This window comes from Myxococcales bacterium (assembly GCA_016712525.1).
In the GTDB taxonomy this organism is placed as follows: domain Bacteria; phylum Myxococcota_A; class Polyangia; order Polyangiales; family Polyangiaceae; genus JAAFHV01.
Window position 1 is genome coordinate 366,904 of record JADJQX010000006.1, and the last position, 25,541, is coordinate 392,444.

The window sequence follows — 25,541 nt, forward strand, 5'->3', positions numbered from 1 at the left end:
ACAGTCGCCTTTCTTTCGCAGGCGGCCCGCCCGTTGCACTGGGCGGATCCCGCGCTTGGGGGGGCGCGCACCATCACGGAAGGAAGAACGAGTCATGCGTGCACACACGATCGTCACCGCGACGCTCCTCGCTACGGGAATCACCGCGGCCATCGTCGTCGGATGCGAGAACAAGGCGGTGCAGCAGCAGCAGCAGGCGTCCGGCAACCTCGGAGCGTCGACCTCCGTAGCCGACCTGATGAAATCGCGTGGGCTCTCCGAGGCCGACGTCGAGGCGGCGCTGAAGACGTACGTCCCGACGGGGAAGATGGATGAGTACTACATCTTTGCCTCGGGAGGGCAGTCGGGAAACGTGGACGTCATCGGCGTGCCGTCGATGCGAATGCTCAAGGTGATCGGTGTCTTCACGCCGGAGTCGTGGCAGGGCTGGGGGTTCGGCGGCGACAGCGACAAGATCCTCGAGGGTGGAAACCAGGGGGCGCACAAGATCCGCTGGGCCGACATGCACCACCCCAACCTGTCGGAGACGAAAGGCGAATACGACGGCCAGTACCTCTTCGTGAACGACAAGGCGAACGCTCGCGTCGCGGTGGTGGACCTCGCCGACTTTGCCACCAAACAGATCGTGCCGAACCCGCTCGCGGCGAGCGATCACGGCGGCGCGTTCGTTACCCCGGACACCGACTACGTCATCGAAACGAGCCAATATCCGTCTCCGCTCGGTCGCGAGTACGCTCCGATCACGGAGTACAAGGAGAAGTACCGCGGCGTGGCCATCTTCTGGAAGTTCGATCGCCAGAAGGGGCGGATCGACCCCTCGAAGAGCTGGGCGCTCGAGCTCCCTCCCTACACTCAGGATCTGGCGGACGCGGGTAAGCTCGACTCGGACGGCTGGGCCTTCATCAACTCGTTCAATACCGAGATGGCGGTCGGCGGCACGCTCGACGGCAAGCCGCCCGTCGAGTCGGGCGCGAGCCAGAACGACATGGACTATCTCCATGTCATCAACTGGAAAAAGGCCGAGGCGCTCGTCAACGCGGGCAAGACCAAGACCATCGCGGGGATGCGTGTTCTCACCATGGACGTCGCCGGTCCGGAAGGGGTCCTGACCTTGGTCGGCGAGCCCAAGAGCCCGCACGGCTGCGACGTGACCCCCGACGGCAAGCAGGTGATCGTCGGCGGCAAGCTCGACACGCACACGACCATCTACGATATCGCCAAAATGAAGGCGCTCATCGAGCAGAAGAAGTTCGACGGGAAAGACGCGTATGGTCTCCCCATTCTGCCCTTCAAGGAGTCCATCGCGGGGCAGGTCGAGATCGGGCTTGGGCCCTTGCACACCGTATTCGACGACAAGGGCAACGCGTACACGTCGGTGTTCATCGAGAGCGTGGTCGCCAAGTGGTCCTACAAGGACTACAAGAAGCCCGTCGAGAAGCTGAAGGTCCACTACAACATCGGGCACATTCTCTCGGCCGAAGGTGACACCGTGAGCCCCGACGGCAAGTACGTCGTGGCCATGAACAAGATGTCGATGGACCGGTTCCTCCCCGTGGGCCCCCTCTATCCACAGAACTTCCAGCTGATCGACGTCGACGGCGAGAAGATGCGTTACCTGGCCGACATGCCGCTCCCGAACGCAGAGCCGCACTACTCCCAGATGATCAAGGCCGACAAAATCAAGGCCGTGAAGGCGTACAAGCCCGGAACCAACGCCCTAGGAGAGATTGACCCTGCCAAGGTGGAGGGCGGAAAGGAGCGAATCGTTCGCAACGGGAACAAGGTCGAGGTCTTCATGACCGCGATTCGTAGCCACTTTACCCCCGATCGGATCGAGGTCGAGGAGGGCGACGAGGTCACCATTCACATCTCGAGCCTCGAGACGGCGGAGGACCAGACGCACGGCTTCACGATCGACATGTACAACGTGAACGTTAGCCTCGAGCCAGGCAAACACGAGAACATCTCGTTCAAGGCGGATATGCCGGGCTCGTATCCGATGTACTGCACCGAGTTCTGCTCGGCGCTCCACCTCGAGATGATGGGCTACTTCTTGGTCAAGCCCAAGAAGAAGTGAGCCGAGCCATGGAATCGAATCGTACCTCGTCGGGGGGGCTCGACGAGCCCGGTCGTGTCGTCCACGGGGGGGATGGGCACGTGCACCTCCGCGTGGTCGACCGCAGCCCTCCCGAGGGGGCAGCGCGCCGGCCGTGGGACTGGGCGAGGTGGCTCGTGGTCGCGCTCGGCGGCATGTCGGTCGCGTCCTTCGTCGGATCGTTCCTTCTGCCGTGGTGGCGGTTCTGGCTCTACGCGCCCCAGTACCCGAAGGGGCTGATGCTCGTCATTTCCCTTACGGGCATGGGGGGCGACGTCCACGAGATCGACCTCTTGAACCACTACATCGGTATGAAACACTTGGCCGACGCCGCCCCGAACGAGCGGATGCTCGCGGGGTACGGCGTCGCCGCCATCGGCGTCCTGACGCTCGCCGGCATGGCGCTCGCCGGGAAGAAGCTCAACAAATGGGTCGCCATACCTGCGGTGGCTTTCCCGGTCGTCTTCCTCTCCGACAGCTTCTACTGGCTCTACTCGTTCGGGCACGATCTCGACCCGAAGGCCCCGCTGCGCATCGGTGCGTTCACGCCCGAGCTCTTCGGCAATGGGCAGATTGGCCAGTTCGCGACGTTCGCCCAACCCGCTGCCGGGTTCTGGGTGGCGCTCGCTGGGGTGGCCCTGGCCGTCGCGGCCAACGTCGTCCGCTCGCGGGTGTGTACCCACTGCGCTCACGCGTCCGAGTGCTCCCTCGTGTGCCCCCGGGCTATGGTGTTGCCGGACAAGGCGCGGAGCGCGTCGTGACGTCACGCCGCGTGCTGGTCGTCGCGGGGCTCGTCGCCGCCCTCGGCGTCGGGTCGAGGGCGTCGGGTGGGCTCCCGGTCGAAGGCGCACCGGCCGTGGGGCCCTCGGCGTCGGGTCGCCCGGCCGAAGGCGCGCGTGCGTCGTCCTTCGCGGAGCTCCGCGAGCTCGTGGAGCGGCCGGACGGGCCCTCCCACGTCACGTTGGCGCCTGGGACGTTTCGAGGTGACCTCACCATCGTCCGCCCGCTCCGCATCTCGGGCAGTGCGGGCTCCATCCTCGAGGGCACCGGGCTCGGCACCGTCGTCACGATCAAGGCGAGCGACGTCGCGCTGGAGGACCTCGTGGTGCGCCACTCGGGGAGGCGGCATACGACGGAGGACGCCGGCATCAAGGCGACGGGCGACCGCATCTCCCTCTCCCGCGTTCGTGTCGAGGACGCGCTCTTCGGTGTCTCCCTCCTGGAGTGCCACGGGTGTCTCGTCGAAGGGGTGCACGTCCGCGGAGATGGGGAGGACAGCGAGCTGCGGGGTGACGGGATCAAGCTCTGGGAGTCGAACGACTCGATCGTGCGAGGGTGCCTCGTCGAGGGCGCCCGGGATCTCGTCGTCTGGTACACGAAGCGCGCGACGCTCGAGCGGAACGTCGTTCGCCATAGCCGTTATGGTGCTCACTTCATGTACGCCCACGACGCGCGTGTCGTGGGGAATCGATTCGAGCACGACGTGGTCGGGGTCTTCGTGATGTACAGCCTCCGGCTCCGCGTCGAGCGCAACGTGCTCGCGGGTGCGCGTGGGGCCGCGGGCGTCGGGCTCGGCCTGAAAGACAGCGACGCCGTCGACGTCGTCGGGAACTGGCTGGTGGGCAATACGACCGGCACCTACCTCGACAATACCCCGCGCACGCCGGAAGATCCGGTCACCTTCGAGGGCAACGTGCTCGCCGTGAACGACGTCGCCGCGCGATTCCACGGCGCAGGAGCGGGCGTGACCATGCGGGGAAACGAGCTCAAGAACAACGCCGTGGTCGTCGAGGTCGACGGCGGCGGCCACGCCCTGGCCGTTCGGGCCACGGGCAATCACTTCTCGGACTACGAGGGGTACGATCTCGATGGCGACGGTGTGGGCGACGTCCCCTACGAGGTGAAGGCGCTCTCGAGCGACCTCACCGAGAAGCACCCGGCTCTCAAGATGTTCCACGGGACCGCGGCGCTCGGAGTGGTCGACGCCGTCGCGCGGGCCGTACCCGTCTTCGCCAATCATCTTCTGTTCGTGGACCGATCCCCAAGGATCGCGCCGCTCGCGCTGGAGACGCCATGATCACCATCGCGCAAGTGAGAAAATCGTTCGACGCCGTGACGGCGCTCGACGGGGTGTCCCTCGGTATCGAGAAGGGGGAGCGTGTCGCCTTCGTCGGGGCCAACGGGTCGGGGAAGACGACGCTTCTGCGGGCCATGCTCGGCCTCGTCCAGGTCGAAGGCAAGATCACCATCGCGGGCAGTGACGTCGCCCGTGAGCCCGAGATCGCGATGCGCAGCGTGGCCTACATTCCGCAGATCGCTCCGCCGATCGACGCCCCCGTGTCCGAGGTCGTGAAGGCGTGTGCCGCCCTGCGTGGCCGGCCCATCGAGGCCATTCGCGAGCGCGCCGAGCGCCTCGGTTTGTCCATGGGCATCGTCGCCGGCAAACGGTTCCGCGACCTGTCGGGGGGGATGAAGCAAAAGCTCCTCGCGGCGATGGCGCTCGCGGCCGAGACGCCGATCCTCGTGTGCGACGAGCCGACGGCGAACCTCGACGGGGCCGCTCGCGCAGCCTTCTTCGAGCAACTCGAGGAGCGGCCGGCGACGGGGATCGTGGTGCTGTGCTCTCACCGTATCGAGGAGGTTCGGCAGATCGTCGGCCGGGTCGTCGAGCTCGCTGAAGGCAAGATCGTACGCGACGCGTCGTTGACGGAGCTCTTGCGTGACCTCCGGGCCTTTCGCGTCGAGGTCGCGGTTCGAGATGGCGGCGACGAGCTCGTCGCGAAGCTCCTCGCGCTCGGGTTCTCGGGTGCTGGGTCGCGTCGGTACGCCGCGCATGTCTCGCAAGGAGAGAAGGTGGGCCTCGTGACCCGCCTCTTGAAGGAGCACGAGGACTCGCTCGCGGATCTCTCGGTCGTGCCCGTCGACGACTTCTCCGTCGCCGCGGGTGCGATGCGCCCGCGCCCGCGGCTCGAGGTCGTGGCATGAAGCGCCGAACGTTCCTGGGAATGGTGACCTCGCTCGTCGTCACGGCGGCGTGCGATCGCGGCGCGGACGAGCCCGTCGACCCCGTTTGGGGTAAACAACCGTGTGCGCACTGCGCCATGCTCGTCGGGGATCGGGCTCACGCCGCACAGGCCTCGTCCGGTGGCGATCGTTTCTACTTCGACGACGTCGGCTGCCTCGTGTTGTGGCTCGAGGAACGCGGCTCCGGCGGAGCCCCTCGGCACGTATGGGTCAGAGACTCGGAGGCGCCGCGCTGGCTCGAGGCGCGCCATGCTCGGTACGCGGCCGGCGCCAAGACCCCGATGGACTTCGGCTTCGAGGCGACGTCGACCGGCGGAGCGGGGTGGGACGACGTGCGTGTGGCCGTGATCGCCAAGGGGAAGGTGCGATGAGCTCGCTCACGGTCATGGTGCGTCTCGAGCTCGCCGACGCGCTCCGCTCGCGATGGGCGCTCTTCACGGCGGGGGTCTATGCCCTGGTGTTCGGCATGTTCGTGTGGCTTGGCCTTCGCGAGAGCAGCGTGCTCGGGTTCACCGGGCTCTCGCGGGTGGTGCTCAACATGGCGAACGCCGTGGTCCTCGCGGTGCCCCTCGTGGCTCTGGTCGCGACCTGTCAGACCGTCGTGCGGGCGCGCCAGAGCGGGTTCTTCGAGCTCATGATGTCGCAGCCGCTCCGCCGCTCCGACTGGTTCTACGGCGCAGTCGTCTCGCGGTTCGTGGTCGTCGCCGGTCCGCTCGTCCTCCTGCTCGTGGGCGCGCTCGTGGTGGGGGCGATCGCGTCGCCACGGGACACCGCGCTCGTATCGGTCGTGCTGCGCAGCCTCGCCGTGACCGCGGCGCTCTCATGGGCGTTCATCGGGCTCGGGTTTCTCGTCTCGACGCGCGCGCGTACCCCCGAGCGCGCCACGGTCGCCGCGCTGCTCGTGTGGCTCATGGCGAGCGCGCTCCACGACTTTGCGCTCATCGGGCTACTCCTGCGCGTGAGGCTCTCGCCCCAGGTGGTCTTCGCGCTCGCCGCAGCGAACCCCGTCGAAGCGGCGCGCATCGCGATCCTCGGGGCCATCGATCCGGAGCTCTCCGTGCTCGGGCCCGTGGGCTTCTGGCTGGCGCATTCGCTCGGACCGACGCTCTCCGTGGTCGTCGGGGTCGCCTGGCCGCTCTGCCTAGGGACCGCCGCGCTCGTGCGGGCGGAGCGCACCTTGTCGCGGTCCGATCTCGTGGGCTGACCCGCGCGGCCGGTCCGTCATTTCCATGCATCGAAGGAGTCACGTGTCATGAAGAGCCTCGTCGTCCTAAGCCTCCTCGCCGCCCTCGCCGGTTGCAGCAAATCCGAACCCGCTCAGGGGACGGCCGCCACGAACGGCCCCTCCACCGCGACGCCCTCGGGGCCGAGCGGAGGAGGCAAGATCGACATGGCCGCGGCGAAGACCATCTACGATTCGCGCTGCGGCGCGTGCCACGGGCTCACCGGCAAGGGTGACGGTGCCGGAGCCGCAGCCCTTAACCCGAAGCCGCGGAACTACACCGACAAAGCATGGCAGTCGTCCGTCACGGACGAGCAAATCCGAAAGACCATCGTCTACGGCGGGGCCGCCGTCGGGAAGAGCCCGGTGATGCCGGGCAGCCCCGACCTCGACTCGAAGCCCGAGGTCGTCGACGGGCTCGTCGCCATCGTGCGCGGGTTCGGAAAGTAGAGTCGATCGAACCTGCGCCGGGATGCGTCGGCCCGCTGGGCGCGCCCGCGCAGGGCTCTCCTGCCATGATGGCCAACGCGTCGAAAAGAACGAAGAATATGGCGTGGGGCGGGCGGATGGCGAGGGGGCGGTGAGCTCGCCGAGAGCCCGTTCGTCGCGAGTAGGGTCCGTCCGTCGGCCTCGACGTCCCTTTCTTCGCTGCGCCGATGAATCACGCGGGGTGGGCCTCGTCCGTCCGCGACCATGCCGCGCGTCCATGCCATCTTCGCACTGTGGGCTTGCGCCCTGGCTTGTTTCCCGAGCACGCGTATGGGGGAAGCCGCCGTGACGGCCTCGCGTGAGGGGCCGTGCCTCGGCGTCGCGGACGACGAGATCGACCGGCTCGGGGAGCTCTCGGTCGCGAGCATCGGGGTGTGGGACGTCGAGCGGCAAGGGGAGCTCTGGAGCACGACGTCGAAGGACCCCCCCGGGAGAGCGCTCCTCTTCGACAAGGGGACGTGCGTGCCCTACGGGACCGCGCCCCTCGGCTTCTCGCAAGCGCCGTCGCCAGCCCCGCGGCTCGAGCCAGGGCACGTGTACGAGCTCACGGTGAGCGCGTCGCCGACGACCCAGAAGCGCGACGGCACGCAGGGATACACGCAGCGGTTCTGTCTCTCCGGACGAGACGGCAAGACGCTCGTGCTCCTCGCTCCGAACGTCGCGAGGTGCGGCCCTCTGCCGCGCTGACTCTTCGTGGGCTGGGGCAGGCCGGTGGCGGGCGGATCGTGACCGCTCGCCTCTGCCGCGCGGGCGAGGGCCTCGGTCGTGATGCAAGCTCGTCGCATGATTCGCATCGCCCCCGACGAGCCCTTTCGTACCCCGGTTGCGCAGCCGCGCCTGCCCCGCGCCATGCGCGAGCCCCCGGCGCTCGATCCGCGGCCTTCGCGAGCGGTGGCCCGGTCGCACGCGCTCCTCGTGAACCCGTTCTACGCGAAGGACCCGAACGCGAGCTTCGGCAAACATGCGCTCACGCCGACGCTCGCGCTCACCAGCATCGCCGCCGCGACGCCCTCCGGATGGAGCGTGGAGATCTTCGACGAGAACCTCTTGCTCGGCGCGCCGCCGTGCGATCCGTGCCCCGAGGTGGTCGGCATCTCCGTGCACCTCACGTTCGCCGAGCGCGCGTTCGAGCTCGCGCGGTACTACCGCGCCCGGGGGGCCAAGGTGGTGCTCGGTGGGCTCCACGTGCTCTCGTGCCCGGAGGACTGCGCGCCTCACGCGGACGCGCTCGCGCTCGGAGAAGGGGTCGCCCTCTGGCCTCGCATTCTGGAGGACGCGGCGCGGGGCGAGCTTCGCCCGAGGTACGAGGCGGCGTTCGACGGGGACTATGCGCGTGAGCCCGCCCCCCGTCGTGATCTCTTGCCTCGCGAGTCGTTCCTCACGACGACGTCGCTCAACGCGACGCGCGGGTGCCACAACCGCTGTGGGTTCTGTTACCTCGCGACCGACGGGCTCAAGATGCCGTACCGCCTCCGCGAGCCCGCGCAGATCGCGAAAGAGATCGAGGCCGACGGGCAGCCCTATGCCGTCTTCACGGACAACAACCTCGGCTCGAACCGCGCTTACCTCCGGGAGCTGTGCCGGGTGCTCGCGCCCCTCGGCATCATCTGGAGCGCCGCCGTCACGATCGACGTCACCGACGACCCGAGCCTCGTTCGCGCCATGGCCCTCTCGGGCTGCACGGGGGTCTTCGTGGGGTTCGAGTCCCTCACGGACGAGAACCTCTCCGACGCGCGCAAGAAGACCCCGCGCGCCGAAGACTACCTCAGGCGCGTCCGGCTCCTGCACGAGCATGGCATCCAGGTGAACGGGAGCTTCGTCGTAGGGTTCGAGCACGACACGAAGGCGTGTTTCGCCGAGCTCGCCGAGTGGGTGATCGCGGCGCGGCTCGAGTCGGCCACGTTCCACATCTTGACTCCGTACCCGAGCACCCCGCTCTTCCGAAAGCTCGAGGCCGAGGGGCGTATCCTCCACCGCGAGTACTCGAAGTACGACACCGCGCACGCCGTGTTTCGGCCGAAGCACATGACCCCCGAGGAGCTCGAGCACGGGTACGCGTGGCTCTACCAGCGGGTGTTCATGCCGGACGCGATCTGGGCGCGAAGGCCGACCGATCCGCGCGCCGTGCCCGCGTACCTCGCGATGAGCCTCCTCTACAAAAAGAGCAACCCGCTCTGGCACGCGCTGATCGCGACGGGCCAGGTGCGGAGGGTGTGGTCGCCGATGGTGTCTCTCACGAGGCGGAGGCACGCGCGGTTTCGGGAGGAGCTCCGCGGGAAGGACTCGAGCGATCCGTTCGCCCCGCGCGACGAGCTCCCGCTCCCGGGGTACGTGGTGCCAGGTCCGCGACCTGGGCTCGCGTCTCCCGAGCGGCCCACGAGGCGCGCGTTGGCCGTCCTCCCCGCCGGGGTGTGACACTTGCGCTGGGCCTGCGGGCGGGCGAGAACGTGGCATGGACGGCGTGCGTGACGTTCGACGCGGCGACATCTACTGGGTGGTGGATCCTTCGGGGGGGAGCGTGCCGCCGATCGCGCACCCGCACGTCGTCGTCCAAGACGACGTCCTCAACGCGTCTCGCCTGTCGACGGTGGTCGTGGTGGCGTTGACGACGAACCTCCGCCGCGCCACGGAGCCCGGGAACGTGCGGCTCGACGAGGGCGAGGGGGGCTTGCCGAAGCCGAGCGTCGTCGTCGTGTCGCAGATCGTCTCGGTGGACAAAGCGAGCCTCGGCGAGAGGATCGGCGCGCTCTCGACGGAGCGGGTCGACGCCGTGCTCGATGGGCTCGCGCTGCAGCAACGGTCGTTCGGGCGGTCTCCGTGACGCGGGTGCCGTGACGCCGTGAGCGCGTGATTCTCGGTGGTCCTCTCCACGCGGAGGTGGGAGTATCGCCCGCATGTCGCCGAGGTGGCGTTCTCTCTTCCTTGCCGCTGTTTTCGGGCTCTTGCCCATGGGGCTCGCGACCTTCGCGGAGGCCGAGGGGGGGCGTTTGGCGGACGCGGGCGGTGACGCCATCTCCGACACCGGCACGTCCGAGGCGGGAGAGGCGGGTGCCGAGCCTACGGCGGACATACGCGCCATGCGCGTCACAGCCGAGGGCGTGCGCGCGCTCCAGCGGGGTGACCTCGCGCTTTCGATTGAGCCGGACTCGCTGTTCGGGCTCGACCTCGCGGACGAGCCGAAGGTCCGCGTGGAGCGCGCGCGCCTCGAGCTGCTCGTGCGCGTCGTAACGGTCGACGCTGCTCCGCCTCCGCGCACCGGGAAGACCTCGAAGGAGCCGTCCGATGCCTCGAGCGATGCCTCGCAGCCCGAGGCCCCGCCCGAAGGGCTGCTCGAGGCGCACCTCGAGCTCGATCGCGCACGCCTCGGGTTCCTCTCGCTCCCTCAGGCGGAGCGAGCGCGGCTCGTGGAGGCGCACCGCGAACGCCAGCGCGCGGCCGTACCCAAGGAGACCGAGGCCGAGCGCAAAGCGCGTGAGGCGGAAGAAGAACGTCAGCGGGTGCTCTCTCGCGCGCGGCAAGCTGCCACGGAAGCGGAGCGCGCCATCTCGGAGGAGCTCGCGCGGCTCCTCGACGTGTCACGTGAGCAGGTCGTGGTGGCGGAAAGGCTCGCCGGGGAGCGCGCGCGGGCGAGCGCACTCCGCGAAGGGCGCCTCAAGGCGCAGCGGCGGGCGCGAGAGGCACGAGAGCTCGGCCCAAAGGCTGCGGGTGAAGTGGCCGATGCTGCCTACGACGAGCTCCGGGACGTTCTTCGGGAGACGCGGGACGCGCTCGAGGCCGGGCTCCGGGCCGATGGAGCCCGCGTCGCGCCGAGGGCGGGAAAGGACACGCTCGAACCGCTCGGGCTCGAGTCGAACGAGGTTCGGGTGCTTCGGGCCAAGGTCGAGGCCGAGTCGGAGCGGCTCGAGGGGATCGCGATCGCCCAGCATGACGAGGAGCTCGCGCAGCTCCTCGACGACACGCAGACGCTCAACAAGGAGCGCCTGCTCCTCATCCCGTACCTCACTTCCGGCAAGCGGGAGAGCGTGACGGGCCTCTCCCTCGAGGGGAAAGGGCAAGCCGCGGCCGAGGTTCGCCAGCTCGGGCTCTTGCTCGCTTACCATAGGTACGTCGCGGTGAGATGGGTCCGCGGTTCTCGGGACACGGGGCTCGACGGCACGCTCGCGGCGAACGCGCTGTTCGTGCTCGTCCAGCTCGCGCTCTTGGGTGCGGTGCTCGCTTTCTGGAGAAAGCGGGCCGAGAAGGTCGTCGATTTCGCCATCGCGAGGCTCCGTGAGAGCGAGCGCGCCGAGAAACGGCAAAGCCCGAGCAACCTCTTGCTCTTCGTTTCGTTCTTGCGGCGCGTGCGCTCGCCCCTCGAATGGTTCGTGTTCGTGGTCGTGCTCGACGCGCTCCTGCCGGTCACCGTGGCTACTCTCATCGAGGTCGACGTGCTCGTGGTCGCGCTCACGTGGACGTTCGCAGGCCGCGTCGTGGTCGAGGCGCTCGACGCCCTCGCCGCGTACGGGACGCTCGCGCGGGTGAAGACCAAGGAAGAGGTCGAGTCTCGAGGTCTCCGCCATAGGTCGCTCGCGTTGCTCGCGCGCGTCGTGGTGGTCTTCGGTGTCGCGCTCGTCTTGTGCGGCAGGCTCGTCGGGCGTGGGGCGATCTTCGAGTGGCTGTTCTCCGCGTCCTGGGTCGTCGCAGGGGGGGTGGCGCTCGTGCTCGTCCGCTGGTGGCGTGAGCCGGTCTTCGAGCGGCTGCGCGGGCTCCGCAAGCCGAACGCGTTCGAGCGTTGGGCCCTCGGACACGACCGAGGATGGGCGAGCTTCATCGCCGCGGCGAGCGCGGCCTCGTACCTGCTGGTCGGTGGTGGTCTTCGCTCCGTGCGCGGGTGGGTAGGCCGATTCGACGTGACCCGCCGTGCCCTCGCGTACCTGTTTCGACGAAAGCTCGATCGGTTGGGGCAGGATACCCAAGCGCGAGAGCTGTCCCCGCTGGAGCCCGATCTCGTTGATGCGCTCGGTCCTCATCGTGCCGCCATGGTGGACGCTTCCCCGCCTTCGAGCGCCGAGGCATTCAGCCGGGTGCGGGGGCGTATCACGCGCTCCGAGCCGGGGATCGTAGCCATCGTGGGCGAGCGCGGCATGGGGAAATCTACGGCCCTCTCGGCGCTCGGAGAGGGAGTAGACGGGATCGTGTCGCTCGAGGTGTTGGGGGCGAGCCTCGACGACCTGACCCGGAGGCTCGGCGAGCATGCGGGGAAGACGACGGGGAAGCTGCCGGACGTGGTCCGCGCGCTCGGCGCCTCGGGGACGCGAGCCGTCTTTCTCGACGACGCCCAGCGGCTCGTCGTGCCGGCGATGGGGGGCCTCGCGGCGTTCGACGCGCTGCTCGCGGCGGTGGGGGCCCACGGCGGGGGCATCGTGTGGGTGCTCGCCATCGACGATGTCGTCTGGCGGTTCCTCGTGCAGGCACGGTCGGCGCGGCCGGTGTTCGACGACATCTGGATCCTCGAACCGTTCGGGGAGGAGGCCATCGGCGGCTTGCTCCGCGAGCGAACCGCAGCGGTCGGCCTCTCTCCGAGCTACGAGCTCCTCCTCGACGTCGCCTTGCCCGAGAAGGACGAGGTGGAGCGTCGCGAGGCGCTCGTCGCGCGTGCCGCGAGCTACGACAGGCTCGTGTGGGACCATGCCGGAGGGAATCCGGGCGTCGCGCTCCACCTGTGGAGCCGCTCTCTCCGACGCGACGAGGGTGGCGCGTGCTTGGTGACACCGTTCGTCTCCCCGGAGCCGAAGGATCTCGAGCGCCTGCCGGATGCCGTGCTGTTCGTGCTCCGTGCCGTGCTCCAGCTCGATCCCGCGCGGCCGGAGGCGATCGCCGAGGCGACGAACCTCCGCGCCTTCGAGGTGAACGACGCGCTCCGATATGCGGAGGGGCGCGGCTACGTGGAGGCGGTACCCGGCGGGTACCGAGTCACGTGGGAATACTATCGCGTCGTGGTCCTCTTTCTCCAACGTCGCCATCTCTTGGTGTCCACATGAGAGCCAAACCCTCGCTTCCGCTCGTCGTTCTCGTCGTGCTGCTCCTGCCCGCGTCGGCCATGGCAGAGGACGCTCCCGACCTCACCAAGCTCGCGGGGTTCGTGAGGTGGACAGGCATCCTCATGTCCGTCCCCGTCATGGTCGCTGGCGCCGTGGGCCTGCGCATCGTCGAGTCGATCGCTACTCGGCTCGGACGCAGGTTCACGAACCGGCGCCCCCTCGTACAGAAGTGGGAGTCGATCCTTCGGTTCGCCGTCTACATCGTAACGGGGAGCGTGTGTGTATGGCTGTCGTTCCGCATCGACACGACGACGCTCACGGTCATCGGGGGCACGCTGGCCGTAGCGGTGGGTTTCGCCCTCCGGGACCTCATCGCGTCGTTCATCGCCGGCATCACCATCATGTTCGACCGGCCCTTCCAAGTGGGGGATCGTGTCGAGTTCGCGGGGCAATACGGTGATATCGTGCAGATCGGGCTGCGCAGCGTGCGGATGAACACCCTCGATCACAACATCATCACGATCCCGAACAGCCGCGTACTCACGGACGTGACGGCGAGCGGCAACTGGGGGGCGCTCGAGATGCAGACGCCGTTCGACTTCTACGTCGGCCTCGATCAAGACATCGAGCTCGCACAGGAGATCGTGCGCGAGGCGTGCCTCACGAGCCCGTACGTCTTCTTGGCGAAGGAGGTGCCGGTGCTGTGCAAGCAGGTCATCTTGGGGGACTACTGCGCCATGCTGCTAAAGGCGCGCCCGTACGTCTTCGACTGCAAATACGAGAAGGCGTTCGAGACGGACGTGCACCTCCGCGTGAGGAAGGCCTTCAAGAAGCACGGGATTTTGCCGCCTGCCGTGCTCCACAGGCGCCAGGACGACCCACGCGCTCAAGTGTGAGGCTTGCCGCCGTCGCGGGGCGCCCTAGCAGCCCGGTGATTTTCTCCCGTCGGCCGCTCGCCGCCGCATCCCGACCGCCTTCGTTGCGATCCTGCGTGCGTTCTCACCTACAAAAGTAGGCTCCGCGCGCTCCTCGGATCGCGCCTCGGCGGGTCGGGCGCGGACGTCGAACGGCCTCGGTCCGAGAATCAACAGGCTGCTAGCGGCGCTCCGCCGTGAAGGTGAAGCGGCGCGTGGTCTTTCGCGGGCGCGTGGCTTGCCAGAAGCGGTCCGGGGTGTACTGCGTCGCCGTGCATGCCTGGGAGACCACGAAGGCGCCCGTCGCCGACCGCGCCTCAAACAAGGTCGAGCCCTCGAAGCACGCGGGGGCCATCGAGCGGCTACGTGAGGCCGTCCGCGCCGTGAGCTCGAGCGGGTCCGGGTCGCAGACGAGCGACAGCTCGCCGCCGTCCGGCCGGAAGGTCGCGGTGCCGGGGGCCCAGCGGGCCTCTTGTTCCCTCGGGACGAAGTTGGGGGCGATGTAGAGGCGATCGTTCTCCCAGTAGACGTAGGCCTTCGCCGGGATGCGCTCCGAGCGCTTCGGGAAGAGATCGCGACGTGTGCACGCGTAGGCGCTACCCGAGATGCCCCCGTGCTCGTTGGAGAGGCCGTCGCTCTCGACGAGCAGCGAGCCCTCGACGAGCCTCCCCTTGCCGCGCTCGGGGAGCCAGAAGAGCGGCTCGTACGTGCACGTGCACGCGTGCGCGACGGCGTCGCAGGTCGCGCTGGCCACGTCCTCGAGCCCTCGCGGCCGGCACCCTCGGTCGATCTGGCCTTCGCAGTCGGCCGTGCTGGAGCAGTACCCTCGCGGGGCGCGCGCGAACGTGCGCCAGTCGGCCGTCGCGAAGAGGAGCAGGAGCGCCTCGCCTTCTCGACGGTACTCGAAGCGGCGCGCGCGGCTGCCCGTGGGCCCGAGCAACGTGAGGTAGCGCTTCTGTCCCGACCTCGTGAGCTTCACCTTCCCTTCGAGCACCTGCCGCGTGCATTCTCCACACTCCCCGGCGGTCTCGAAGCGGTAGGCGCCGTCGCGGCGGAGCATGAGCGTGTCGGGCACGAACCCGTCTTGTCGGGTGAGGAAGGCGTGGACATGCTCGTACGTCGCGGCCATGGCCTCGAGGTCCTGCGCCGCGGTCGGCGCGGCCAGCTCGTCCTCTGACTCGGAGGCCGCGTCGTCCTCGGGCTCGCCGACACACGCCCCGGAGGCGCAGGCGAGCAGGAGCGACACGAAGGTGAGCACGCGGAGCGAGCGAGAGGTCGTCATGCCTCGAGGTACGGCGTGCTCGGCGCTCGCCTCCCCTGAGGATGCCTAAGGAACGGGGCCGGCCCGGCGCGCAGTGAGAGCGCGCCGCTTCGTCGATCCTGCCGGAGGCATCGATCGGGCGGAGCGGGCGCGGCCCAACGTTCCTCGATCGACTACTTTGGCTGCTCGGCTGCCGGACCGGCGTCGGGCGCGTCCGGAGCGGCCGTGGGAACCGCGTCGGGCGTGATGGGCTCCGGCGTCGCGGGACCACAATTGAGGGCGGCGAGGCCGATAGCCGCGACGAGGGTGACGAGGACGAGCTTGACGTTCATGGGATCGAATCTCCTGGTGAAATGCCGGCGTGACCGGGCGGCGCGCCTCGTGCATACCGTGTGCCAACCTCCATGCGCGTGACCCTCAAGTTGCTCTTATGGTTTCTCGTCTGCGTGGTGCTCGGGCTCGGCCTGAACGCGGTGCTCGCGGTTCGCGCCGAGCTGTCGCGCTACGAGGCGACCCTGTCCGAGCGCCACGAGGTCATGGGCAAGGTTCTCCGCGCGGCCTTCGTGGAGGTCGTGCGACGTGATGGTGTGCCCCGGGCCGTCTCCGTCCTCGAGTCATCGGATCAAGGCGTTCGACAGGTCAACCTGCGCTGGGTGCACCTCACGAAGGACGCCCCCGGCGCCTACCGGCCTGCGGTCGCCGTGGAGCGCCTCGGCGCCCTTCGTGCCGACGACGATGCGCACATCCATGATGGCGGCCATTTGCGCTCGTACGTGCTGGTCCAGTTGGAGGGGCTGCCCGACTCGGCGATCGAGCTGTCGGAGGAGCTCGACGCCGAGAACGTGGTCCGTCGGACTGTCGCGCACGAAGCGCGTGCCGTCGTGCTCATCGCCCTCGGAATCGCCGTGGTCGCGTTCCTCGCCGGGGCGGTCGTCGTGGCGCGCCCCATGCAAGCGCTCGTCGAGCATGCTCGTCGCATCGGCGGTGGAGACCTGTCGGCGGCCGTCGTCGCCGCGTCGAACGACGAGATCGCCGACCTGGGGACCGAGATGAACGCCATGTGCTCCGAGCTGCGCTCTGCTCGTGCGGCGACGATGAAGGCGCTCGACGAGCTTCGGCACGCCGACCGCCTCACCACGGTCGGGAAGCTCGCGTCGGGCCTGGCGCACGAGCTCGGGACCCCGCTCAACGTGGTCGCCTTGCGCGCGAAGTCCATCGCGCGCGCGCCCTCGGCGGATACGCAGGTGCGAGATGCGGCGACGGCCATCGCCGAGCAGGCGACGAGGATGACGGAGCTCGTGAGGAGGCTGCTCGACTTTGCCCGGCGCAAGCCGCCCAAGGCGGGGAAGGTCGACCTCGGCGCGGTGGTCGTACGAACGCTGCGGCTGCTCGAGCCGCTCGCGTCGAAGACCAGCGTGACGATGAAGGCGGAGGTCGACGTCTGCCCGGCCGTGACGGGTGACGCCGGCCAGCTCGAGCAGGTCGTGACGAACCTCGTGATGAACGCCATTCAAGCGATGCCGGAGGGGGGCGTCGTGCGGGTCAAATCATCGCGCGCGGACGGTCCCGTACCGGGCGGGGATCCCGACGCGAAGGGGCACGCCGTACTCGTTGTCGAGGACACGGGGCCCGGCATCGCCCCCGAAGTCCTGCCGCACGTCTTCGAGCCGTTCTTCACCACGAAGGAGATCGGTGCCGGGACCGGGCTCGGTCTCTCGGTGTGCTACGGGATCGTCGTCGACCATCGCGGCGCGATCGAGGCCCGCTCCCCCGACGGGAGCGGAGCAAGGCTCGTCGTTCGCCTTCCGGAGGCCCTCTCGTGACCCGAATTCTGCTCGTCGACGATGACAAGGCCATGTGCGAGGCGCTCGCCGCGGAGCTCGAGGTGCACGGGATCGAGGCCGTGTACCGGACCGAGCCGCGGTCGGCCCTCGAACTCGTCCTCGCGGACGATTTCGACGCGGTCGTCACCGACCTCAACATGCCGGGCTTGAACGGGGTGGAGCTCTGCCAGCGCATCGCGGAGAACCGGCGTGACGTCCCCGTCGTCGTCGTGACCGCGTTCGGCTCGCTCGACACCGCGATCGCGACGATCCGTGCGGGGGCGTTCGACTTCCTCCCGAAGCCGTTCGACGTGGAGGACGTCGTCGTCGCCGTAGAGCGCGCCGTTCGGGACAAGTCCCTCCGAAAGGAGGTGCAGCGCCTGAGAGGGGCTCTCGCGGAGCCGTCACCTCCGAAGGGGCTGCTCGGGTCGAGCCCGGCGATGCAGGGCGTTCTCGATCTCGTCGAGCGCGTCGCCGGCTCGGACGTGAGCGTGCTCGTCACGGGGGAGAGCGGGAGCGGAAAAGAGGTCGTGGCGCGCGAGATCCACGCGCGGAGCGCCATCGCTCCGGGCCCCTTTGTCGCAGTCAACTGCGCGGCCATCCCCGAGGCCCTGCTCGAGAGCGAGCTCTTCGGGCACGCGCGAGGCGCGTTCACCGATGCCCGAAGCCAAAGGCGAGGCCTGTTCGTCGAAGCCGATGGCGGCACTCTGCTGCTCGACGAGATCGGAGAGATGCCCCTCACCATGCAGGCGAAGCTCCTGCGCGCGCTCGAGGAGCGGGCCGTACGCCCGGTTGGGAGCAACAGCCCGGTGCCGTTTACCGCCCGCCTCATCGCCGCCACCAACAAAAACCTCGAAGCGGCCGTCCAGGAGCGCGCGTTCCGCGAGGACCTCTACTACCGCATTCACGTCGTCCACATCGAGGTGCCACCGCTCCGTGTCCGGGGCCCGGACGTGCTCGAGCTCGCGCAGGCGTTCCTGAAGAGGGCCGCCACGCGGCAAAACAAGGACGTCCGTGGCCTCTCGAGCGCCGTGGCCGAGAGGTTGCTCGGCTACGCGTGGCCGGGGAACGTGCGGGAGCTCGTGAACTGCATCGAGCGAGCTGTCGCGCTCGCGCGTTTCTCGGAGCTCAGCGTCGACGATCTGCCCGAGCGTGTCCGTGCATACCCCACGAGCCCTCTCGTGCTCGCGGCGGACGCCGACGATCTCGTCCCCTTGGAGGAGCTCGAGCGACGCTACGTCGTGAGGGTGCTCGAGGCGGTCGGAGGCAACAAGTCGAGCGCCGCCAAGATCCTCGGCCTCGACCGGACGACGCTCTACCGCATGATGGCGCGGTTCGGCCTCCGATGAGTGTGGCAGGTCACCACGGTGCACACCATGTGTGGCGGAACGCTACACCCCACAGGGGCGATCGCTCGACATGGAGGCTCCCCACGTTGGAACGGACGTTGCAGCTTTCCCCGACGCTTCTCTGTTGATGTCCCCTCCACCGGTGGCCACATGACGATTCGTCACGTGGCCACCGGACTTTTGTCTGAACCGTGGTCCCCTCCCTCCGGACATGTCTCCCTTTCAGGTCTTCGCCGTCGTCCTCACCCTCTCCGCCGCGTTCGCGTACGTGAACCAGCGCTCGGTGCGCCTCCCGCCGGGGATCGGCATCATGGCGATGTCACTCGTCGTATCGACGGTGATGATCCTCGTCGACAAGGCCGGGATCGTCGCGCTGCGCCCGGCGCTGGCGGACTTCGTCGCGAGGGCAGAGCTCGGGCACACGCTCCTCCACGGAATGCTCGGCGCGCTCCTCTTCGCGGGCGCTCTCCATGTCGACCTCGGTGAGCTGCGCCGTGAGCGCGCGACCGTGCTCGGGCTCTCGTTCGTCGGCACGCTCCTCTCGACCGCGCTGGTCGGGTTCGGCTTCTTCGCCGTCTCGCGCGTCGTCGGCGTGGGCGTCACGATCGGGTACGCTTTGCTCTTCGGCGCGCTCGTCTCACCGACGGACCCGGTTGCGGTCCTCGGGATCCTGAAGGCAGCGAAGGTGCCGAAGCGCCTCGAGACGCAGATCGCCGGGGAGTCTCTCCTGAACGACGGTGTCGGGGTCGTCGTCTTCGGCGCGCTCGTAGGGGTCGTCGTCGAGGGCAGGGTGGCGCACGCGGGCGACGTCGCCGTCGCGTTCGTGCGGGAGGCCATCGGCGGGGCCGCATTCGGAGCGTTCGGCGGCTACGTGACGTACCGGCTCCTTCGGAGCATCGACCACTACCAGACCGAGCTCCTCCTCACCCTCGCGCTCGTCTTCGGCGGGTATGCGCTCGCGGAACGACTTCACGTGTCGGCGCCGCTCGCGTCCGTGGTCTCGGGCCTCATCATCGGGAATGCTGGGCGCGAGCATGGGATGAGCGACGTGACGCGCGATCACCTCGACAAGTTCTGGGCGCTCGTCGACGACGTCCTCAACGCCGTCCTCTTCGTCCTCGTTGGCTTGGAGCTCACCGCGCTTCCACTCGCCGCTCCCACCCTCGGGCTCGGTGCGTTGGCGGTGATTGTCGTCCTCCTCGCGCGCTTCGTGAGCGTGGCCGTGCCCCTCACGGCGATGCGGCGTGTGGTCCAGCCGGTCCGAGGGACGATCCCGGTCCTTACGTGGGGAGGGGTGCGTGGCGGGATCTCCATCGCCCTCGCGCTCTCTCTGCCGCCGTCCGACACTCGTGACGTCGTCCTCACGGTGACCTACGTGGTGGTCGTGTTCTCGGTCCTCGTCCAGGGGCTCACGCTGGGGGCCGTCGCGAAGCGCTTCGTCCGCGGGGCGGAGCCCGCGTGAGGCCACGAATCCCCGCGTTCGCCGACTCGTGCGCGAGAATGGACGGGCTGCTATCGCCAGCCCTTGGCGCAGCCGCGCCCACACCGAAGCGGGGGGGAGGGCTCGATCCGAGCGCGGACCTCGGCCAGTCTCGACGCCATGCGCGCGTGGTCGGGGCCGCTTCGGAGGGGGTGGAGCTCCTTGGGATCGTTCTCGAGATCGTAGACGAGCGTCCTCCCTGATTCGCCGACGTAGGTCGCCTTCCAACGCCCGTCGATGAGGGACTTTCGCTCGAAGGAGAGATCGTTGGCGGGCATGTCGACGATGACGTCGCGCGGCTCGAGCTCGGCGCCGAGCACCTCGGGTACGAGGGACTTTCCGCGGTAGTCGTCGCGCGGAGGGAGACCGAGGAGGTCGAGGATCGTCGGCCCGAGGTCGATGAGGCTCCGCGGCGTAGAGATCCGCCTCGGGGGAGTCCCTGGGATGCAAACGATCAAAGGCACCCGCACGAGCGCCTCCCAGACCTCGTAGCCGTGATAGGCCTGCCCGTGGTCGCCGATGCCCTCGCCGTGGTCCGCCGTCACGACGATCGCAGTGCGTCGCCCTCGAGGCGACTCGGCAACGTGGTCGAGGAGCTTCCCGACGTACTTGTCCGTGAGGAAGACCTCCGCGTCGTAGAGATCGCGCGGCGCTCCCCCGAAATGGGGCACGTCTTCGTCTCTCGACGGCGCGAGCCAGAGCGCGTGAGGATCGACGAAGTGGTACCACGCGAGGCGCCGCGTGGCCGAAGGTGTCGAGGTGGCGTCGAGCTGGCTTCGCGCGAGCCCGAAGAGCACCTTCGACGTCTTGTTCGGATCGACGTTGGGGGCGGGCAAGAGCCCCGGGACGAGCTCGAACCGTGAGAAGCCGTGGGAGAGGCCGGAGCGGCGGAGGTAGTCATGCGCGTGCGCCGACACCGTCTCGACGCCCGAGGCGCGCGCGATGGCGGCTACGGAGCCTTCGTGGGGTGGGTAGACCGCCGAGAAATAGCCGTCTCGTTTGAGCTCGCTCGCGTATTTCCCCTGCAAGATCGAGCCGAGGCTCGGCGCCGTGTGCGAGGCCGTCGCGTACGCTCTCTCGTAGGTCACGCAGCGCGACGCGAGCTCCGTGAGACGCGGCGCGATGTCGCGCGGATACCCGGTCCACGGTAGGTCGGCTCGAAGCGAGTCGATCGTCACGAGGAGGACGTCGAGCGGCTCGATCTCTCCCGCGGCCGGAGCGGCCGAGTCGGCCTCCGTCGCGGGGGGGTGGGGCGTGGGCGCCAGGCGGGACGGGAGACGACACGAGGGCGCGTCCGAGGGGCCGCGCGGGTGTTACCCCTCCCATCGGGGAGTCGACGTCGCGGCATCCCGTGTAGACAGCTACGAATGGAGCGAGCGCCGCGACGCAGGCTGAGCGTCGACGTCCGCCGTGTGCTCGTGACCACGAGCCCGTCATGCCGTCCTCTCTGCAGACGGCGTGCCAGAGCGCGCCGAGCGGCGTCAGCCTTGGTCGAGGAGCACGTCCCGCGACGCCAAGAGCACGAGGGCCTCTCCCTTGGCGAAGGTGTGGGCCTTGGGGTTCAGGGTGACCGTACCATCCGCCGAGCGGACGCCCACGAGGAGCGCTTCGTGCTCCTGCTTGAGGGTGACGAGGAGCGCGTCGAACGTCTTGCCGATCCACCGCGTAGGCACTTCTACGGTCGTGAACTTGTTGCCGTACTCGAGCGTCATGATTTCCTCGAAGAGGCCCATGACGCCCTTGGTGAGCGCAGCCTGAGCCAGCAGGAATGCGCTGTGCTCTCCGCTCACGACGACGTCGTTCACATTTCCCATCCGCAGGTGCGCTACGTGGTCCCGCGTGTGGACCTCGGCGCAGGTGTAGACCGCAGGGTTGAGGCGCTCGATCGTGAGCGCTGCCAGGACCGTGCGAGCGTCGGCGTCGCGTTCGGACCGACCTCGGCTCGTGTCCGAGAGGAGGATGCACTTGGCCGCCCGGCGAACCCCTGCGCGCTCGAGGCTCGCGACCTCGGTGAAATCGGCGTGGAGGAACTGCACGTGCCGCCGTAGGCCCGGATCTTGAAAGGAAGGTTCGCCGTCCGCGTCCGTGACCACGACAATTACGTCGGCCACGGTCTTGGCGGACTGAACCTCGCGCACGAGCAGCTCTGCCTTCCGATTCCACCCACAGATGATCAAATGACCTTCGAGATCTTCCCAGTCCACCATCGGGCCTCCGGTGCGAATAGCGTCCGTCACCACGGCGCCCACGGTGCCGGCGACCGTCGCGAACACGGCGAGCCCCGTCGCGATGACGAGGCCGATAGCGGCGCGACCTCCCCAGGTCACGGGGGGCATCGGGATGGGCTCGCCGGCGACCATCGAGAAGAGCGCGGCGGTGAACGAGAGCGAAGGTGTCCCGAGGCTCGGGTTCTCGTGCCGCTCGAATACGTAGATCGCCACGCTTCCGACGAAGAGCGCGAGCGTCGCCACGAGACCTACACGAAGCAGAGCTCGTGTGCCCGGGCGCAGGTGCTTCGCGCTGGGCTCGGCGAGCGGCAGGAGCCGCAGGAGCCGCGCGAATCGAAGCAGCAGGAGAGGGCTTCCGGGGGCCGCGGCGAGTGTAGGGAGGAGCGCGAGCTCGGGGAGGCTCCGCAGAGCACCTCGTCGCCTCCCGCGTGGGTCCGTCCAAGCCCTCACGAGGCCCTCGACGACCGTCACCCCGGTGAGCGCGAGCCCGGCGACGTGCACCCACGACGGGCTCGCGTCTCCGAGCTCGAGGAGCGTGGACGTCGCGGAGGCCGCGACCAGGGTAGCTCCCGCGGTACGCCCCGCCCTCGACTCGAGCCAGCGACGAGCTTGACGAGGCGACACACGCCGACCCTAGTTCAAACTGCGCTCGGAGCCAACGCGGAGACTCGATGCGCCGAATGATTCCGTGGCTCCTCGGGCTGGTGCTCGCGCTCGCCGCTGCCAGCGCCGCCGTCTACTTCGCGCTGGCGCGGACGACCGACGCGTGGTTCGAGCGAGATCTCGTCCTTCGCTCGGACCTCGCGGTCGCGTCGGCGAGCCGGTCGCTCCTCGCCCACTGGGGCCAAAAGCAGCCGTCGGAGCTCGCCTCGGTGCTCAACGACATCACCCGCGACCCTCGCATTCTCGGGGCCGTAGCGTGCTCGGCCGAGGGGCACGTCCTCTCGGCGAGCCCGGATCTGGCTGACGTCCCACCCTGCCCCGAGCGGGCTGCGTCGCGCGAACCGGCGGTCGTCGAGACGGCCCAAGGACGGGTCCGCGTCAGCGCGACACCCTTGCGCGACGCGGCGGGCGCCACGGTCGGTCACGTGGTCCTCGTGCACGATCTGGCGTTCATCGGGCGGCGCCAAGCGACGACCCGGAACATCGTGCTCGGTGCGTTCTTCGGCCTGTCGGTGGTGGCTTCGGCCCTCACCCTGCTCTTCGCGCGGCTCGCGTGGCGAGAGTGGACGCGGGGGCTGCGGGACGCGCTCGCGGGCCGTGGGGAAGATGCCTTCCGACCACTCCTCAGGGACGTGCGCGCCCTCGCCGAGACGCTAGCAGAGGAGCACGCGAGCGACGCCCGGGTGGGCCGGTGGGACGCCGAACGCCTGAAGGCGACGCTCCGGCAGCACCTCCACGGAGAGCGTATCGTCGTGGTCGCGAACCGCGAGCCGTACATCCACGAGCATCGCGGCGGTGAGGTCAAGGTCCTTCATCCCGCGAGTGGTCTCGTCACGGCGCTCGAGCCGGTCATGCGAGCCTGCTCGGGGGTGTGGGTCGCGCACGGGAGCGGCAGCGCCGATCGAGAGACCGTCGATGCGAACGACCACGTCCGAGTGCCCCCCGGGGAGGAGTCCTACGCGATACGTCGCGTCTGGCTAACCGAGGAGGACGAAGCGGGGTACTATTACGGGTTCTCGAACGAGGGGCTCTGGCCGCTCTGCCACGTCGCCCACACACGCCCGAAGTTCCGCGAGTCGGACTGGGAGCGCTACAAAGAGGTGAACCGGAAGTTCGCTGACGCCGTGTGCCAGGAGGTCGACACCGACGACCCGGTCGTGCTCGTCCAAGACTACCACTTTGCGCTCGCTCCTCGAATGATCCGCGAGCGCATCCCCCGCGCCACCATCCTCACCTTCTGGCACATCCCTTGGCCGAACGCGGAGCGTATGGGGATCTGCCCGTGGCGCGACGAGCTGGTCGCCGGCCTGCTCGGGTCGAGCATCGTGGGGTTTCATACCCAACAACACTGCAATCACTTCTTCGACGCCGTCGACACGTTCCTCGAGAGCCGGATCGATCGTGAGCACGACGCGGTGGTGCATCGTGGACACCGTAGCCTCGTGCGGAACTACCCGATTTCGATCGAGTGGCCGGTGAGGTGGCTGGCTGGGATCGCGGACGCGGCCACGTGTCGTCGCGAGATCCTCGAAGAGGTCGGCCTCTCTCCGTCGGCGACGCTCGGGGTGGGGGTCGACAGGCTCGACTACACGAAGGGCATCGAGGAGCGCATCCTCGCGGTCGACGCGCTGCTCGAGCGGCACCCGGAGCATCGCGGTCGCTTCGTCTTCGTCCAGCTCGCGGCGCCGAGCCGCTCCAAGATCGAGAAATACCAGCAGCTCGCCGAGCGGGTCGAGGCCCTCGTCTCCCACGTGAACGACCGCTGGGGTACCTCGACGTACAAGCCCGTCGTGCTTCGCCGAGCACACCACGAGCCGCGTGAGGTCATGCGGTACTTTCGCGCCGCGGATCTCTGCTACGTGTCGAGCCTGCACGATGGGATGAACCTCGTCGCGAAGGAGTTCGTGGCCGCTCGGGAGGACGAGGCGGGGGTGCTGGTGCTGAGCCAGTTCACCGGCGCCGCGCGGGACCTCACCGAGGCTCTGATCGTGAATCCCTACGACATCGCGAAGGCAGGTGACGCCCTGCACGCCGCCCTCAACATGCCCGTCGCCGAGCAGCGGGAGCGTATGCGATCGATGCGGCGGATGGTCTCGGAGCTCAATGTGTACCGGTGGGCGGGGCGCATGCTCGTGGACGCCGCGGAGGTTCGGCGACGGGAACGGTTCGCCGCGAAGTGGTCGTCTTCGCTCGTGCCGGGGGAAGCATGATCGACATCCTCGGTCGGCGGGCCTCGGCCGTCCTCCGGCGGCTCGCGCTCGAGGGTACCTGGGTCGCGCTTGACTTCGACGGGACCCTCGCCCCCATCGTGCGTGACCGCGCGCGCGCGGCCATGTCCTCGCGTACGTGCGATACGCTGCGCCGCCTCGCGGAGCGCTACCCCACGGTGATCGTGTCGGGACGCGCGCGCGCGGACGTGGCGAACCGCCTCGCTGGAGCGCCCGTGAGGCTCGTGTTCGGGAACCATGGCGCCGAAGGCGGCCTGAAGGACGCTCCCACCCGAGCCCGCCTTCGGCGTGAGATCCGCGCGGCGAAGAACGTCCTGGTCTCCGCGCTCGAGGGCGTCGAGGGCGTCGAGATCGAGGACAAGCGGTACTCCCTCTCCGTCCACGATAGGAAGGCCGAAGACCCCGAGGCGGCTCGTGCGGCCATCGCGACGGCGGTCGCGGCGCTCGGGCCGTCGGTACGCGTGGAGCCTGGCAAGCGCGTCACGAACGTCGTTCACGTGGACGCACCCGACAAGGGGACGGTCGTGCGCGCGCTTCACGAGTCACGGGGAGCCACGCAAATCGTCTTCGTGGGGGACGACGTGACCGACGAGTCCGTGTTTCGCATCCGCGCGCCGTGGCTCGTGTCCGTGCGCGTCGGGCGCTCGGTGCGGTCGGACGCGCCGTATTTCGTACCCACACGCGCTCACGTCGACCTCCTCTGCGAGGCGCTCGTGGATGCTCGTACCCCACTCGGGAGATAAGC

The 25,541-nt window shown here is 68.8% G+C and carries 21 protein-coding genes; 17 read left to right on the top strand and 4 right to left on the bottom strand.

What is annotated here, in order from left to right:
* The first annotated feature begins 94 nt into the window (after positions 1–94).
* From nosZ to IPK71_13520, 12 genes are all read left to right on the top strand, one after another.
* Positions 95–2,077, top strand: a complete 1,983-nt coding sequence (gene nosZ, locus IPK71_13465) for a Sec-dependent nitrous-oxide reductase (protein MBK8214742.1) — start codon at positions 95–97, stop codon at positions 2,075–2,077.
* Between the two features lie 8 nt (positions 2,078–2,085).
* Positions 2,086–2,856, top strand: a complete 771-nt coding sequence (locus IPK71_13470) for a hypothetical protein (GenBank protein ID MBK8214743.1) — start codon at positions 2,086–2,088, stop codon at positions 2,854–2,856.
* On the top strand, positions 2,853–4,172 hold the full coding sequence (gene nosD / locus IPK71_13475) for a nitrous oxide reductase family maturation protein NosD (GenBank protein MBK8214744.1): 1,320 nt from the start codon (positions 2,853–2,855) through the stop codon (positions 4,170–4,172). The genes IPK71_13470 and nosD overlap by 4 nt, the downstream gene beginning before the upstream one ends.
* On the top strand, positions 4,169–5,080 hold the full coding sequence (locus IPK71_13480; protein ID MBK8214745.1) for an ABC transporter ATP-binding protein: 912 nt from the start codon (positions 4,169–4,171) through the stop codon (positions 5,078–5,080). Before nosD ends, IPK71_13480 begins: the two co-directional genes overlap by 4 nt.
* Positions 5,077–5,490 carry a hypothetical protein gene (locus IPK71_13485; GenBank protein ID MBK8214746.1) on the top strand — a complete coding sequence of 138 codons (414 nt, stop codon included), beginning with the start codon at positions 5,077–5,079 and terminating at the stop codon, positions 5,488–5,490. Before IPK71_13480 ends, IPK71_13485 begins: the two co-directional genes overlap by 4 nt.
* Positions 5,487–6,323 (top strand): ABC transporter permease, encoded by an 837-nt coding sequence (locus IPK71_13490; GenBank protein ID MBK8214747.1) that lies wholly within the window; start codon positions 5,487–5,489, stop codon positions 6,321–6,323. The genes IPK71_13485 and IPK71_13490 overlap by 4 nt, the downstream gene beginning before the upstream one ends.
* A gap of 48 nt (positions 6,324–6,371) precedes the next feature.
* Complete coding sequence (locus IPK71_13495) at positions 6,372–6,791, top strand: c-type cytochrome (GenBank protein MBK8214748.1); 420 nt, start codon at positions 6,372–6,374, stop codon at positions 6,789–6,791.
* 309 nt (positions 6,792–7,100) lie between these two features.
* Positions 7,101–7,517, top strand: a complete 417-nt coding sequence (locus tag IPK71_13500; GenBank protein ID MBK8214749.1) for a hypothetical protein — start codon at positions 7,101–7,103, stop codon at positions 7,515–7,517.
* A 96-nt stretch (positions 7,518–7,613) separates the two neighbouring features.
* On the top strand, positions 7,614–9,245 hold the full coding sequence (locus tag IPK71_13505) for a B12-binding domain-containing radical SAM protein (GenBank protein MBK8214750.1): 1,632 nt from the start codon (positions 7,614–7,616) through the stop codon (positions 9,243–9,245).
* Between the two features lie 37 nt (positions 9,246–9,282).
* Complete coding sequence (locus IPK71_13510; GenBank protein MBK8214751.1) at positions 9,283–9,651, top strand: type II toxin-antitoxin system PemK/MazF family toxin; 369 nt, start codon at positions 9,283–9,285, stop codon at positions 9,649–9,651.
* Positions 9,652–9,724: 73 nt separating this feature from the next.
* Positions 9,725–12,850 (top strand): hypothetical protein, encoded by a 3,126-nt coding sequence (locus IPK71_13515; protein MBK8214752.1) that lies wholly within the window; start codon positions 9,725–9,727, stop codon positions 12,848–12,850.
* On the top strand, positions 12,847–13,746 hold the full coding sequence (locus IPK71_13520) for a mechanosensitive ion channel family protein (GenBank protein ID MBK8214753.1): 900 nt from the start codon (positions 12,847–12,849) through the stop codon (positions 13,744–13,746). The genes IPK71_13515 and IPK71_13520 overlap by 4 nt, the downstream gene beginning before the upstream one ends.
* A gap of 199 nt (positions 13,747–13,945) precedes the next feature.
* Here IPK71_13520 and IPK71_13525 read toward each other — a convergent pair whose 3' ends face one another.
* Together IPK71_13525 and IPK71_13530 are read right to left on the bottom strand one after the other, a co-directional pair.
* Complete coding sequence (locus IPK71_13525) at positions 13,946–15,046, bottom strand: hypothetical protein (protein ID MBK8214754.1); 1,101 nt, start codon at positions 15,044–15,046, stop codon at positions 13,946–13,948.
* A 152-nt stretch (positions 15,047–15,198) separates the two neighbouring features.
* Positions 15,199–15,357, bottom strand: coding sequence for a hypothetical protein (locus tag IPK71_13530; GenBank protein MBK8214755.1), 159 nt, complete (start codon positions 15,355–15,357; stop codon positions 15,199–15,201).
* Between the two features lie 72 nt (positions 15,358–15,429).
* Here IPK71_13530 and IPK71_13535 point away from each other — a divergent pair, with 72 nt between their 5' ends.
* The 3 genes from IPK71_13535 to IPK71_13545 all read left to right on the top strand — a co-directional run bounded on the left by IPK71_13535 (position 15,430) and on the right by IPK71_13545 (position 19,659).
* A complete protein-coding gene (locus IPK71_13535) occupies positions 15,430–16,848 on the top strand; it encodes a HAMP domain-containing histidine kinase (protein ID MBK8214756.1) in 1,419 nt (472 codons plus the stop codon).
* 32 nt (positions 16,849–16,880) lie between these two features.
* Positions 16,881–18,197: a sigma-54-dependent Fis family transcriptional regulator gene (locus tag IPK71_13540; protein ID MBK8214757.1), complete on the top strand. Its 1,317-nt coding sequence runs from the start codon at positions 16,881–16,883 to the stop codon at positions 18,195–18,197.
* A gap of 211 nt (positions 18,198–18,408) precedes the next feature.
* Positions 18,409–19,659, top strand: a complete 1,251-nt coding sequence (locus IPK71_13545) for a sodium:proton antiporter (GenBank protein MBK8214758.1) — start codon at positions 18,409–18,411, stop codon at positions 19,657–19,659.
* Between the two features lie 50 nt (positions 19,660–19,709).
* Here IPK71_13545 and IPK71_13550 read toward each other — a convergent pair whose 3' ends face one another.
* Together IPK71_13550 and IPK71_13555 are read right to left on the bottom strand one after the other, a co-directional pair.
* Entirely contained in the window at positions 19,710–20,855 is a 1,146-nt protein-coding gene (locus tag IPK71_13550; protein ID MBK8214759.1) for a sulfatase, read from the bottom strand.
* A gap of 303 nt (positions 20,856–21,158) precedes the next feature.
* Entirely contained in the window at positions 21,159–22,529 is a 1,371-nt protein-coding gene (locus tag IPK71_13555; protein MBK8214760.1) for an NAD-binding protein, read from the bottom strand.
* A gap of 47 nt (positions 22,530–22,576) precedes the next feature.
* Here IPK71_13555 and IPK71_13560 point away from each other — a divergent pair, with 47 nt between their 5' ends.
* Complete coding sequence (locus tag IPK71_13560; GenBank protein ID MBK8214761.1) at positions 22,577–24,778, top strand: trehalose-6-phosphate synthase; 2,202 nt, start codon at positions 22,577–22,579, stop codon at positions 24,776–24,778.
* A complete protein-coding gene (otsB, locus tag IPK71_13565; GenBank protein ID MBK8214762.1) occupies positions 24,775–25,539 on the top strand; it encodes a trehalose-phosphatase in 765 nt (254 codons plus the stop codon). Before IPK71_13560 ends, otsB begins: the two co-directional genes overlap by 4 nt.
* Positions 25,540–25,541: the final 2 nt, after the last annotated feature.

What these genes read in the sequence shown, in the direction of transcription:
- nosZ (MBK8214742.1), top strand. Translation starts at nt 95, where the DNA reads ATGCGTGCACACACGATCGTCACCGCGACGCTCCTCGCTACGGGAATC.
- IPK71_13470 (MBK8214743.1), top strand. Translation starts at nt 2,086, where the DNA reads ATGGAATCGAATCGTACCTCGTCGGGGGGGCTCGACGAGCCCGGTCGT.
- IPK71_13480 (MBK8214745.1), top strand. Translation starts at nt 4,169, where the DNA reads ATGATCACCATCGCGCAAGTGAGAAAATCGTTCGACGCCGTGACGGCG.
- IPK71_13485 (MBK8214746.1), top strand. Translation starts at nt 5,077, where the DNA reads ATGAAGCGCCGAACGTTCCTGGGAATGGTGACCTCGCTCGTCGTCACG.
- IPK71_13490 (MBK8214747.1), top strand. Translation starts at nt 5,487, where the DNA reads ATGAGCTCGCTCACGGTCATGGTGCGTCTCGAGCTCGCCGACGCGCTC.
- IPK71_13495 (MBK8214748.1), top strand. Translation starts at nt 6,372, where the DNA reads ATGAAGAGCCTCGTCGTCCTAAGCCTCCTCGCCGCCCTCGCCGGTTGC.
- IPK71_13500 (MBK8214749.1), top strand. Translation starts at nt 7,101, where the DNA reads ATGGGGGAAGCCGCCGTGACGGCCTCGCGTGAGGGGCCGTGCCTCGGC.
- IPK71_13505 (MBK8214750.1), top strand. Translation starts at nt 7,614, where the DNA reads ATGATTCGCATCGCCCCCGACGAGCCCTTTCGTACCCCGGTTGCGCAG.
- IPK71_13510 (MBK8214751.1), top strand. Translation starts at nt 9,283, where the DNA reads ATGGACGGCGTGCGTGACGTTCGACGCGGCGACATCTACTGGGTGGTG.
- IPK71_13515 (MBK8214752.1), top strand. Translation starts at nt 9,725, where the DNA reads ATGTCGCCGAGGTGGCGTTCTCTCTTCCTTGCCGCTGTTTTCGGGCTC.
- IPK71_13520 (MBK8214753.1), top strand. Translation starts at nt 12,847, where the DNA reads ATGAGAGCCAAACCCTCGCTTCCGCTCGTCGTTCTCGTCGTGCTGCTC.
- IPK71_13525 (MBK8214754.1), bottom strand. Translation starts at nt 15,046, where the DNA reads ATGACGACCTCTCGCTCGCTCCGCGTGCTCACCTTCGTGTCGCTCCTG.
- IPK71_13530 (MBK8214755.1), bottom strand. Translation starts at nt 15,357, where the DNA reads ATGAACGTCAAGCTCGTCCTCGTCACCCTCGTCGCGGCTATCGGCCTC.
- IPK71_13535 (MBK8214756.1), top strand. Translation starts at nt 15,430, where the DNA reads ATGCGCGTGACCCTCAAGTTGCTCTTATGGTTTCTCGTCTGCGTGGTG.
- IPK71_13540 (MBK8214757.1), top strand. Translation starts at nt 16,881, where the DNA reads ATGTGCGAGGCGCTCGCCGCGGAGCTCGAGGTGCACGGGATCGAGGCC.
- IPK71_13545 (MBK8214758.1), top strand. Translation starts at nt 18,409, where the DNA reads ATGTCTCCCTTTCAGGTCTTCGCCGTCGTCCTCACCCTCTCCGCCGCG.
- IPK71_13560 (MBK8214761.1), top strand. Translation starts at nt 22,577, where the DNA reads ATGCGCCGAATGATTCCGTGGCTCCTCGGGCTGGTGCTCGCGCTCGCC.
- otsB (MBK8214762.1), top strand. Translation starts at nt 24,775, where the DNA reads ATGATCGACATCCTCGGTCGGCGGGCCTCGGCCGTCCTCCGGCGGCTC.